Consider the following 12,293-nt stretch of genomic DNA (forward strand, 5'->3'; position numbering starts at 1 on the left):
CCTTCGTAATCGTTCTCGGCTTCGGCGGCGAGCGCACGGTAGGCCGGCATGCCGGAAATGGTCGCCGCCTGCTCGAGCGCCGCGGGCGGCGCAAACTGGCGGGTTTCGTGAAGAACCGATTCAATCGTGGACAAACGTGTCTCCTTGCGTTCGTGTGGTGCCTGACGGCGTTCGGGAAAATGCAACATGCATGCCAGTATTGATGTTCGATGCACGCATGTGGCGACAGCCTCGGCAGCCGGGCGCGTGCCGATCGATCCGTTCGAACGGGCGACGTCCCGAACGGTAGCGCGAGGCGGCGGGGCGTTCAGAAATGCAGCACGGTGTGTTGCAGTCCTGAGCAGATGGCGTTCGGCTCGAAAGGCGGCTGAGGCGGTCGCGTCAGGCGAGCAGCGATCGCAGTGCCGGTGCGTGCCTGAATTGCCGGATTCGTTCGAGCGCCGACACCTCTATCTGACGAACGCGTTCGGCCGACAGGTTCAGTTGCCGGCCGATCTCACGCAGCGAATATTCGCTTTCGACATCGATGCCGTACCTCAGACGAAGAATCCACGCTTCGCGTGCGGGCAGGCTGTCGATCAGCGTCGCCACCGCGGTACGAAGCTGGCCGGCGCTCGCGGATTCTTCCGGGGTTGGCGCATCGGGGTCGATCGTGACGTCGCATAACGTGAGGTCGTGATCGGGCGAAATGGGTGAGTCCGCGGAGACGGGCTCGCGCACGATGCTCATCAGTTCGCGTATCTTGTCGACGGGCAGCTGCATCTGTGTGGAGAGTGCGGGCGCGTCGGCGACATCGCCGGTTCGTTGCCGGTGCGTTCGCGCGAGCCGCGAGAGCTTGTTGAGCGAGTCGACCGTATGCGCGGGCACGCGTATCGTGCGGCCCTGATCGGCGAGCGCATGCGTGATGGCCTGTCGGACCCACCAGGTCGCATAGGTCGAGAACTTGAAGCCGCGCCGGTGATCGTAGCGATCGACGGCCTTCAACAAGCCGATATTGCCCTCCTGGATCAGATCGAGGAATGGCAGGCCGCGATCGGGATACCGTTTGGCGACCGATACGACGAGCCGAAGATTGCTCCGGAACAGCTTCGTTCTCGCGGGTTGCATCGCGCGGTCGATCCGCGACAGCCGTGCATCGAGCGCGACCGCGATGTCGAGCGGCAGGGGCGACTGGCCGGCGAGACGGGCGAGTGCGAGACGGGCGTCGATCAGTGCCGGCGCGTGGCGGGCGAGGGCGGCGGCGCATGCCGGATGCGCGGCGATGCATTCCTGCAGCCATGCGCGCGCGTCGTCGCACGGTGCGAAGCGGTCGCGGCACGTGGATCCGGTACGCATGCCCGACTCGACCAGGGTATCGACGAGCCGTTTTTCGATCTGGCGTGCCTGGGTGGCGCGTTCGCCGATCGCATGACCGATACGCTCGATTGCGCGGGAGGTAAAGCGGATTCTGCCGGTCAACGCGGCAGCCTCGCGAATCAGCGCGCGATAACCGGCCGAGGCGAACCCGTCGACGTTCAATGCGAGTCGCATCGCCGGTGCGAGCGCACCGGCGCGCGCGAGCGATCCGGCGACCGCATCGCGCCACGCCGGGCTGTCCGGGGCGAGGCCCGTGCTGCCTTCCGGCGCCGGCGACGCCATGGTCGGATCGGGCGCCGCGTCGTTCCCGGGCGAATCGTGGGGCAGCATCGCCGGCGCTTGGGCGAGCGATTCCGCATCGTCGGCGAACCCCGTCACGTAGACCGATGCCGCGACCTTGCCGGAGCGGACGTCGTCCGCCATCGCCGCGATGCCGGCGAGCGCAGTCGGATCCCGGCTCAACGCGTCGATGCACGCCGCCCGCCCGCGCTCCAGATGGAGCGCGAGCGCGATCTCGTCGTCGCGTTCGAGGAGCGGCGTCGCGCTCATGTCCCGCAGATAGAGCCGGACCGGATCGTTGGTTCGGCCCAGGAGCAGATCGTCGGCCGCGAGCGGCGTCGATGTGTCGGCGAGCGGTAACGTGACGTCCGGCGCCTGCTCAAAATGACGGTCGAGTGTCCACGCAGTACGCGAGCCGGCATGCTCGCGTACCTCGATACCGAGCTCGCGGAGCATCGACGCGGCCGCATTCACATCCGCGTCTTCGGCGGCATCGTCGGGCAACGCGTCGGCGATTTCGCCGTGCGTCACGTATCCGCGATCGATGCTCAGCGCGATCAGCGCATGCAGATGCGCCGCGCGTTCGGTGTCCGTGCCGCGGCGCGGTGCGCTGTCGCGTCCGCGCGCGGGGCCGGGATCAAGCAAGCTTTGCATAGACGTTGCACCAGCCTTCGGCGGCAACCACCTTGCCCGCGAACATCGGACACGTGCCGGAGGATTCGCCTGCGGCGGCCTTGTAGAACCGGCAGTTCGAACAGGTCTGGCCAGCCTGGTACTTCGGGAACTTGCCCGCGTCGACGGTTGTGGCCTTTGCGCGGTAGCCGAGCGTCTTCGCGGCCGCGTCGTTTTCGTCGACGGGCGGTGCGGCCGCGAATGCGCGGGTGCCGGCCGCGAGTGTGGCGCACAGGCTGGCCGCGTGGACGAGGAAGGTTCTGCGATTGGGGGAGGTCATGGCGTTATCCGGCGTGAAATGAAAAGATGAAGTCCGGCCCGCGCGCCGGGCATGCTTCCCGGTGCGGGGGGCGGTCGAAACGAAAGCGGGCGGGAAAGTTACTTGCGCGGTCCGGCGATGAGCGGCGCCTTCGACGCAGTGGCGATATCGGCGGTCAGCTTGTGCTTGGACGCATCGTAGCCATTCGAGTAAAGCAGGAATGCCATCACATCCTCGTATTCCTGTGCCGTCATCTTGCCGGGGCGATCGGCCGGCATGTTGTTCGACAGGTACTGGAAGATGCCGCCGACCGTGATGTGCGACTTGCCCTCCGGGGCGAAGGCTTCTCCGCTCAAGGCGGGGGCGGTATTGCCTTCGAGCTGGTCGCCGTGACATTTCGCGCAGGCGTCGGCATAGAGCTTCTTGCCATGCTGTACCTGTGCCTCGTCGAACGACGGTATCTCGTCACCTTCGCTGGCTGAAACCTTGACGAAGCCGCTCTTTGCCGGGCGCTGTTGTGCGGATGCGACCGCGCCGTCGAGAAACCGGCCGGTTGCACGCGCAGCGGTGGCCTGCGTGACGGTGTCCGGAAGCGCCCACGCGCGCGTGAGCGAAGCGAGGCGGCCATCGCCGTTCATTCGAGACAACGTTGCGTCGACGCGCTTTTGCAATGCGTCCTTGCCCGGGCCGAATGCGAACGACAGTTGCCAATTGGAGTACGGCGACGAAGTCGCCGCAACCTGGAACCGTTGGTGCGGGTGCGCATGCTCGTATGCGACGACGCTCGGATACCAGACGATTGCGCGCTGGGCACGGCCCGCGGCGACCGCGCCGATCGTTTTCTCGCTCGTATTTTCGAGGTCGAAGCGGGCGTTCGGCTGCTGTGCGGCGATCAGCTGCGACGGGCTGCCGTACGTGGCCGCGATCGTTTCCTTTGCACCTGACGAGGCCTGCGTGTCGCGCAACGACACGCTGACGTATCCGGAGCGCAGATAGCCCTGCGAGAACGTCATTCTGGATCCCGACGCATCGGCGATTTCCGAGCGCGGAAAACCCGCGATCACATCACAGTCGCGTTCGAGCGATTTCTTCAGCTCGCTGGCGGAGATGCCGTCGTCGCCGCCATCGTCGTCGACGCCACGCCTGTTGAACGTTGCGGCGATGCCTGCGGTGCGGAAGACTTCGCGCGCAACGGATCGGTCGAGCGCCGTGGTCGGGCTGCCGGGCAGCGTGCAAATGCGCACGCCGGCCGACGCGGCTGCCGGTGTCAGCGCCACGCCCACGGCGAGCAGACTGGCAACGGTAACGGAAGTGAGGCGAGTATTCATGGTCGTGTGTCCGGTTGAAGCGGGTAGGGCGTCGCGCCCACATCGGGCGCATGCGGGCGCGACTCGGGCCTGATGCCTGTTCAGTCGAGCGCGAACACGTAGAGCGTGCCGCCGCGCGGAACGTCCTTGGCGATGTCGGCCATCGGGCCACCCCAGATCGGGTTCGCGCCGCCATAGCCGGCGAGCACGGCGACATATTCCTTGCCGTCGACCTCATACACCGACGGCTGGGAAATGATGCCGCTCGCGAGTTGCGGGCTCTCCCAGAGCACCTTGCCGGTTGCCGTGTCGAACGCATACAGGTGGCCGTCGAGCGAGCCGCTGAACGCGAGACCGCTCGCGGTGGTCGCGACGCCGCCGTTCCAGGGCTTCTTCGACCAGTGGCTCCACAGCTTCTTGCCGGTGTTGACGTCGATTGCCGTCAGTTCGCCGTAGCCCTCGCTGCCCGGTTCGGGCTTGATCTCGAAACCTTCGCCGAGATACGGCAGGCCTTCCATGTAGCTGACCGACTTGCCGGTAAGGCTCATGCACGCATGCAGCGCTGGCACGACCGCGATGTTGCGTTCCTGGTCGTACGAGATCGACCACCAGTTCTTGCCGCCGAGGAAGCTCGGGCACGTTTCAATCGTCGTGCCGGCCTTCGGGAACTTCGATTCGTCCTGGATCGGCTTGCCGTCGGCCGTGTAACCGGTGACTGACAGCGCTTTCACGAACGGCGTCGCATAAATCAATTTGCCGGTCGTGCGGTCGATCGCGTGGAAGAAGCCGTTTCGATCCGCGTGGATGATCGCGTCGTAGTCTTTGCCTTTGTACTTGATGTCCGCGAGGACAGCCGCGTTCACGCCGTCGTAGTCCCACGTATCGTTGTTCGTGTACTGGTAGTGCCACTTCAGATTGCCGTTCTTCGCATCGAGCGCGAGCAGCGAGTCGGAATACAGGTTGTCGCCGGGGCGCAGCGCCGCGAGCCACGGGCCCGGGTTGCCGACACCCCAGTAAAGCGTGCGGGACGCGGCGTCGTACGTGCCGGTGAGCCAGGCCGCGCCACCGCCATGGCTCTGCATGCCGTCGGGCCAGGTTTCCGCGCCCTTTTCTCCGGAAGCTGGGATCGTGTAGCGTTTCCAGACTTCGGAGCCGTTCTCCGGATTCAGCGCGGCGATGTAGCCGCGAATACCGTATTCGCCGCCGGACGTGCCGACGACGATCGCACCATCGATCGCGAGCGGTGCAAGCGAGAACGCGTAGCCGAGGCCCGGCTCGAACATCTGCTTCTTCCACACGAGATTGCCGGTCTGCGCGTCGAGCGCGGCGACTTCGCCACTCAGCATCGCGACGTAGACGTTCTTGCCGTACAGCGCGACGCCGCGATTCACGACGTCGCAGCACGCGGTCTTGAACGACGCGGCGCCGAGCTTCGGCTCGTATTTCCACAGCTGCTTGCCCGTCTTGGCATCGAATGCGTAGACGTTGTCCTTCGGCGTCGTCACGAACAGATAGTCGCCGTTGACGATCGGCGTGGCCTCGAAGCCCTGCTTCAGGTCGGCGGGGAACTTGTAGGCCCACACCTGCTTGAGATCCTTCGCGTTCGACGTGTCGATCTGCTTGAGCGGCGAATGCGAGCGGCCGTCGTAGGTGCGGTAGTAGGTCAGCCAGCCCGGATCGGTGTGCGCATCGGTCAGCCGCTGGTAGGTCACGGCCGGGTAGTCCGCGGCCGCTTCCACGAGGCCGGGGTTCAGCGCGACGGCGGCCGCCACCGCGATTCCGATCGTCGCCAGCCGGCTCGCTGAAGCCGAGAGTTTCTTCATGGTTGTCTCCTGAGTCATTGTGATCGCACCGCCGCGAACGGTTCGTCGCGCCGGCACGGTTGGGATTCCGGGCCGAGTGCACTGCCGGTTACGCAAGTCGCATGCCATCGCGGCGCGAAGCTGGCGCGGCGCGGCACACCGGCGTACTGCGCGTGATGCGCTGTCGGACGCGTCGCGCCATGGCATCCACGAAGGTGTTGCATTCAGGTACACCGCCGCACATGAAGTGTTGCCAAACATGACAGGTGGTGCAGTACGCGGGACAGGCGGGCCGTCGCGCGCTTCCGCGCCGCCGGGAATCGGGGCGCGGCGCAGGCAGCGCTGGCACAGTTCTCGCACGTGCGCTTCGCGACACCACATCGCCGTGCGGTGCATTGCATGAGCCGGCGGAATACAAGCGCGGAGACAAAGGAAATGATCAGGAGGCCATATGCATCCGGGTGGCGCTGTGCGATGCGAGGCGGCCGGCGTGTACGACGCGTCGGCACGGCCCTCGGCACGCTCGCGCTGGTCGGCTTGCCGCCCAGTGGCGCGCATGCGCAGCAGCAGGCGGACGGCGCCGTGCCACCGGCCGCGGTCATCGTGCCGCAAACGTCGGCCGTCATGTTGCCTGCCATCGTCGTCGTCGGTACGACGCCGCTGCTCGGAATCGGCGCGCCGCTGTCGGAGGTGCCGGGGAACGTGCAGACGGTGCGTGGCGCGGAACTCGACCGACAGCATCGTGCGACGCTGACCGACTACTTTGCCGCGAACCTGCAGAGCGTGACGATCTCGGAGGCGCAGGGCAACCCGTACCAGACGGACGTCAACTATCGTGGTTTCACGGCGTCGCCGCTGCTGGGCACGCCGCAGGGGATGTCGGTGTTCGTCGACGGCGTGCGCGTGAACGAGCCGTTCGGCGACGTCGTGAACTGGGACATCCTGCCCGAGCAGGCGATCGATCGGGTGCAACTGATTCCCGGATCCAATCCTGTCTACGGACGCAATACGCTCGGCGGCGCACTCGCGATCACGACGAAGAACGGCAGGTCGAGCCCGGGCGGAGAAGCGGAGGTGTCGGGCGGCTCGTGGGGGCGCAAGACCGTCGGCATCGAGCAGGGCGGGACGATCGGCTCGAACCTCGACTACTATGCAACCGCTAACGTCGCAAACGACGGCGGCTGGGCGGACCATAACGCGAGCCGCGTGCGGCAGGCGTTCGGCAAGCTGCGCTACGTCGATGCGGACACGACGCTGTCGATCGCCGGCGGCGGCGCGGACAACACGCTATACGGCACCCAGACGATTCCGCGCTCATTCCTCGGTAATCCGAAGCAGGCATACACGTATCCGGATCTGAACCGCAACAGCGCCGGGTACCTGACGCTGTCGGGCGACCGGTTTTTCGGTGAAAACGTCGAGCTGAGCGGCAACGCGTACTACCGGCACCTGAGAAACGCCAATACGAGCAGCAACAACAATACGGACTATGGATCCGCCGGCGAGGATGGTGTAGTCGACACGGTACAAGGCAGCAATGCGCAATCGACGATCGTCACCGACAGCTATGGCGGCAGCGTGCAGCTCACGCTGCTCGGCAAGCTCGGCGGGATGGCCAACCGTCTGATCGCGGGCGGCGCGGTCGATATCGCGAACTCGAGCTACGTCGCGTCGTCGCAGGACGCGTACTTCACCGACACCCGCGCGGCGGTCGGCGTCGGCGATTTCGTCCAGCAGACCCGCGCGAAGACGCGCAACGCGAACCTCGGCGTATACCTGAGCGACGCGTTGTCGCTGACGCCGCACTGGACGCTGACGCTGTCGGGCCGCTATGACTGGTCGAAAGCGCAGATCGGCGACGAGAGCGGCGTGCAGCCGCTGCTCGACGGCAGCCATACGTTCTCGCGCTTCAACCCTGCGGTCGGGCTCAACTGGAACCCGGTCGCGGGCTTCACCGCGTATGCGGCGTACAACGAAGGGATGCGCTCTCCGACCGCGATCGAGCTCGCCTGCGCGGACCCATCCGCCCCGTGTTCGCTGCCGAACGACTTCATCGCTGATCCGGCACTCAGGCCGGTGATCTCGAAGACGTTCGAAGCCGGCTTGCGCGGCCGCATCGGCGCGGCGACGACCTGGAGCGCCGCGGCCTACCGCACGACACTGACCGACGACATCCAGTTCATCAGCAGTCCGGCAAGCGCGCAGGGCTATTTCCGCAATGTCGGCGATACGCGGCGGCAGGGTCTCGAACTTGCGGGTCGCACGCGGCTTGGCCCGCTCGCTGTCGGCTTGTCGTACAGCTATGTCGATGCGACCTACCGTTCGTCGTGGACCGAACACAGCCCGGCGAATTCGGCGGCCGACGCGGACGGCAACGTGAAGGTCAAGCCGGGCGACCGCATTCCCGGCATTCCCGCGCACACGGTGAAGCTGAGGCTCGACTACGCGGCGACGCACGCATGGGATATCGGCGCGAACGTCACGTGGCGCAGCGGCGTGTACGCGCGCGGCGACGAGAACAACCAGGACGTGAACGGCAGGATCGCGGGCTACGTGCTCGTCGATCTCGACATGCGCTACCGGATCACGAAACGGTTCGAGGTGTTCGCGAGCGTGACGAACCTGTTCGATAAACGCTACGCGAGCTTCGGCGCGCTCGGCCAGAACTTCTTCAACGGACCGAACCACACGTTCGACGGCACCAGTCCGGTGAACGAACAGTTCGTCGGGCCGGGTGCGCCGCGCGGTGCGTGGGCCGGTGTGCGCTATGCATGGGATTGAGTGTGATGCGGTCGCGCCTGTTGTCGCGTCATGACGTGAGCAGGCGCCGGATTGCGCCCGGCATGAGCGTCACGTACACGGGACAGTAGCGAACATCGCAGCCGCGGCGCGTGCGACGCTGCGTGCCAACGCCGGGTCGCCTGCCAGATGTCCGGCATGCACGCGTTCGATCTTCACCTCGGGCACCGCACGCGCGAGGCGGGCGGCGTTGCCGGCCGGGCAAACGGGATCGTGTATCCCGTGCACGGCGAACAGCGGCACACCGGCCTGTGCCGCCCGGCGCGCGAGCGCTAATACGCTGCGCTCGCCGAGCCAGCAACCGTGCTGCAGGTAATGCGCCTGGATCCGGTATTTGTCGATCAGTCTGCCGACCGTTTTCTCCGAGCGGATCGCCCGCGCGGGCGAGCGGCGCGTCTGCACCGATGCGAGGACGGCGTCTTCGTACGCGTGCCACGCGAGCGCCACTGCGCGCTGCCGGGCTGCGCTCGCGCCGCGGCGCAGCCGCCGCGCGCAGCACGACAGCAGTCGCTCCGGCTGGCCGCCGCCGGCTGCTGCATGCAGGCGCCGCCATTCGCGCGGCGCGCGCGTGCGCGACGTGATGAACAGCCGGCGGACTTCGCGCGGCGACGTCAGGAACAGGCCGCGCAGTACGACGCCGGTCACCCGCTCGGGATGCGTGCCCGCATAGGCGAGCGCGAGCGCGGCGCCCCACGATCCACCGACGACGCCCCAGCGCGCAATGCCGAGTTGACGGCGCACTGCCTCCAGATCGCCGATCAGCCGCGCGGTGCTGTTGTGACGCGTACCGCCGCGCGGTGCAGATGCCCCCGCGCCGCGCTGATCGATCAGCACGACGCGCACGCGCGTCAGGTCGAACAGTCGCAGGATGCCGGCCTGGCTGCCGCTGCCGGGCCCGCCGTGCAGCACGACGACCGGGTGGCCGTGCGCGGCGCCGGCCACGGCGAACGCGATCGATTGCCCATCGCGCCGCAGGCGGTGGGCAGCGGGCGCGGCCGGCGACGCCGGCGGGTCGGGCAAGATCCGCGTCGCGGGCGGCGGCGTGGATCGAATCGGGCGGTGTGTCATGTCGATTTGGCTCGCTGGAATCGGGGCGACCGTCACGCGGCCGTGCGGGTGCCCGGGCGGTCGCAGGGGATGATCTGCGACAAAGCCAGAAACGGGCCAGCCGCGATGATCGGGATTCGCACGGGTATTCACGCGTCCGGAAATCGCGGTATCACGAAGCCGGCCTGTCGCGTGACCCGACACACACGGTCGCGCCCGTGGCGTGCATTACGCATTGCTTTCAACTCGGGCGTGGCGCCGGCGTGGCCCGATGCTTGCTTGCAATGACGGCAAAGAGTCCGGCAAATGACCGGAAGGATCCCCCGGAGGAGACAATGCGCGATGACATGGAGCAGGCGGCCGGATCTCGGGCCGCGCATCCCGCCGGCTGGCCTGCGCCGTCGATCCAGAAGGCCCACGAGCGGTCGGAGACCTTTGGCCTGCAGGTATCGGCACAGCCCGACTACGACGTGCTGCCGAGCTCGGCGCTGGTGCTCAAGCGCGAGCAGAGCCGGGTACTGTGCGTGCATGCGATGCCGGTGATGGAAACGCTGCACGAGCAGATCGTCAACACGCAGAGCATGATCGTGTTGACCGACGCGGAAGGGCTGATCCTGCATTCGATCGGCGACGATGATTTTCTGCGCCGCGCGGAGAAGGTGGCGCTGCGCCCGGGCGCAAACTGGGCCGAGAACCGGCAGGGCACCAATGCGATCGGTACGGCACTTGCCGAATTGTGCCCGATGGTCGTCCATGGCGACCAGCACTTTCTGGCCGCGAACCGTTTCCTGACCTGTTCGAGCGTGCCGATCCTCGATCCGTACGGCGACGCGATCGGCGTGCTCGACGTGACCGGCGATCACCGCAGCTATCACCAGCACACGATGGCGCTCGCGAAGATGTCGGTGCAGATGATCGAGAATCATCTGTTTACGACGACCTTTCAGGAGACGCTGCAGGTATCGTTCCATGGTCGCCCGGAGTTCCTCGGCACGCTGATGGAGGGGATCGTCGCGTTTACCGCCGACGGTCGCTTCCTGTCGGCCAATCGCAGCGCGCAGTTCCAGCTCGGGATGCCGCTCGCCGCGCTGCGTGCACACACGCTGTCGTCACTGTTCGACATTACGAGCGCGCAGCTGATCGACCGCATGCGGGCGAGCACCGACCGGCACCTGACGCTGAATCTCGGCAACGGCGCGGTGGTTTGCGCGCGCGTGCACTTCCGGCGAGCGACGCTCGCCGAAGGCAGTCGGCCAACGGACGTCCACGATGCGCTTGGGTCAACCGCGCGCGCGAATGCGGTGCCTGCGCCGGCGGCGGGCACGTCGGCCGGCCTGTCGCGGCTCAACTATCTCGACACCGGCGATTCGCAGGTCGCATGCGTGATCGCGAAGGTGCGCAAGGTGATCGGCAAGGACATTCCGATCCTGATCACCGGCGAGACGGGCACTGGCAAGGAACTGCTCGCACAGGCGATCCACAACGACTCGCCGCGGCGAGACGCGCCGTTTGTCGCGGTCAACTGCGCGTCGATCCCGGAGGCGCTGATCGAGTCCGAGCTGTTCGGCTACGAGGAAGGCGCATTCACCGGCGCACGTCGCAAGGGGGCGATCGGCAAGCTGCTGCAGGCGAACGGCGGCACGTTGTTCCTCGACGAGATCGGCGACATGCCGTATCCGCTCCAGGTGCGGCTGTTGCGCGTGCTGCAGGAGCGCCTCGTCAACCCGCTCGGTTCGACGAAGACGATCGCCGTGGACATCGCGATCATCTGCGCGACGCATCGCGATTTGCGCGACATGATTGCGCAGAACCGCTTTCGCGAGGATCTCTACTACCGGCTGAATGGCCTCGTGGTGCGCCTGCCGCCGTTGCGCGACCGCACGGATATCGCGGTGGTCGTACAAAAGATGCTGCACCGGGAGGCGTTCGCGGGGCCGGACCGGCCGCCGCTGTCCGTCGCGCCCGACGTGATGGCGCTGTTCGTGCGCTGCATGTGGCCCGGCAACTTTCGCCAGCTCGGCAACTTGTTGCGCACGGCGGCGGCAATGGTCGACGACGATGGTGAAATCCGGCGCGAGCACCTGCCGGACGACTTCTTCGACGACCTGCGCCGCGGCGACGCGCAGGCCGCCCAGGTTGCGCAGGCTGAGCACGATCCGTCTGCCGGATCGTACGTCGCGGACGCGTTCCCGCCGGCCGACGCGCGCCTGCAGGACGTTGCCGCGTCTGCGATCGCCGCCGCGCTCGCCCGTCATGGCGGAAACGTGTCCGCTGCGGCGCGCGCGCTCGGCGTCTCGCGCAACACGATCTACCGGAAGATGCCGGCAGCCGACGTGGAACGCCGCCCGTCGGACGAAAGCTGACGCGCAGGACGCGGGATCGCGGCCTGCGCACAGCGCGCCCTGTCACAGCCGGTGTGTCAAGTTGCAACACCGGTGTTCAACGATTCAACACCTGTTGCTCCCCCCGCGCATCCCGCAGCCGGGGCGGCCGCCCCTATCCGTATGAATCGTGTCGGCTATTCGTAAGGATGTCATCCCGATGCCCGAATGACGGCCCGTTGCCGCCGCCGGGCGGCCAACGTACGGTTTCGGCACGCTCCTTGCTGAAGAGGAACCGACCGCCCGATTTCCGCGGTTGTTCGACTCACCAGGCAACTCATCAACTCAATCAGGAGACACATCATGCAGTGGACGACACCGACTTACACCGACCTGCGCTTCGGCTTCGAAATCACGATGTACATCGCCAACCGCTGATCGCCGCGCGTGC

The 12,293-nt window shown here is 66.7% G+C and carries 8 protein-coding genes and 1 pseudogene; 3 read left to right on the forward strand and 6 right to left on the reverse strand.

Features of this window, described 5'->3' with window-relative positions:
- From QZM67_RS33225 to QZM67_RS33245, 5 genes and pseudogenes are all read right to left on the reverse strand, one after another.
- Positions 1 to 134, reverse strand: a pseudogene (locus tag QZM67_RS33225) (AMP-dependent synthetase); the annotation flags it as partial.
- Positions 135 to 381: 247 nt separating this feature from the next.
- Positions 382 to 2,289 carry a sigma-70 family RNA polymerase sigma factor gene (locus tag QZM67_RS33230; protein ID WP_301809890.1) on the reverse strand — a complete coding sequence of 636 codons (1,908 nt, stop codon included), beginning with the start codon at positions 2,287 to 2,289 and terminating at the stop codon, positions 382 to 384.
- Positions 2,273 to 2,587 (reverse strand): high-potential iron-sulfur protein, encoded by a 315-nt coding sequence (locus QZM67_RS33235; protein ID WP_301809892.1) that lies wholly within the window; start codon positions 2,585 to 2,587, stop codon positions 2,273 to 2,275. The genes QZM67_RS33230 and QZM67_RS33235 overlap by 17 nt, the downstream gene beginning before the upstream one ends.
- A 98-nt stretch (positions 2,588 to 2,685) precedes the next feature.
- On the reverse strand, positions 2,686 to 3,894 hold the full coding sequence (locus QZM67_RS33240; RefSeq protein WP_301809894.1) for a c-type cytochrome: 1,209 nt from the start codon (positions 3,892 to 3,894) through the stop codon (positions 2,686 to 2,688).
- Positions 3,895 to 3,974: 80 nt separating this feature from the next.
- Positions 3,975 to 5,696, reverse strand: a complete 1,722-nt coding sequence (locus QZM67_RS33245) for a methanol/ethanol family PQQ-dependent dehydrogenase (protein ID WP_175021162.1) — start codon at positions 5,694 to 5,696, stop codon at positions 3,975 to 3,977.
- A 414-nt stretch (positions 5,697 to 6,110) separates the two neighbouring features.
- Here QZM67_RS33245 and QZM67_RS33250 point away from each other — a divergent pair, with 414 nt between their 5' ends.
- Entirely contained in the window at positions 6,111 to 8,456 is a 2,346-nt protein-coding gene (locus QZM67_RS33250; RefSeq protein WP_301809899.1) for a TonB-dependent receptor, read from the forward strand.
- A 69-nt stretch (positions 8,457 to 8,525) separates the two neighbouring features.
- Here the strand turns inward: QZM67_RS33250 and QZM67_RS33255 are convergent, their stop codons facing one another.
- The gene (locus QZM67_RS33255; RefSeq protein WP_301809903.1) at positions 8,526 to 9,542 is read right to left on the reverse strand and encodes an alpha/beta fold hydrolase; all 1,017 of its coding nucleotides are present in this window, start codon (positions 9,540 to 9,542) and stop codon (positions 8,526 to 8,528) included.
- A 314-nt stretch (positions 9,543 to 9,856) separates the two neighbouring features.
- Here QZM67_RS33255 and QZM67_RS33260 point away from each other — a divergent pair, with 314 nt between their 5' ends.
- Together QZM67_RS33260 and pqqA are read left to right on the forward strand one after the other, a co-directional pair.
- Positions 9,857 to 11,884, forward strand: coding sequence for a sigma-54-dependent Fis family transcriptional regulator (locus QZM67_RS33260; RefSeq protein ID WP_301809905.1), 2,028 nt, complete (start codon positions 9,857 to 9,859; stop codon positions 11,882 to 11,884).
- Between the two features lie 321 nt (positions 11,885 to 12,205).
- Positions 12,206 to 12,280, forward strand: coding sequence for a pyrroloquinoline quinone precursor peptide PqqA (pqqA, locus tag QZM67_RS33265; protein WP_175021319.1), 75 nt, complete (start codon positions 12,206 to 12,208; stop codon positions 12,278 to 12,280).
- Positions 12,281 to 12,293: the final 13 nt, after the last annotated feature.

Origin of the sequence: Burkholderia sp. AU45251, assembly GCF_030482905.1 — a bacterium.
Classification (GTDB): Bacteria; Pseudomonadota; Gammaproteobacteria; order Burkholderiales; family Burkholderiaceae; genus Burkholderia; species Burkholderia aenigmatica.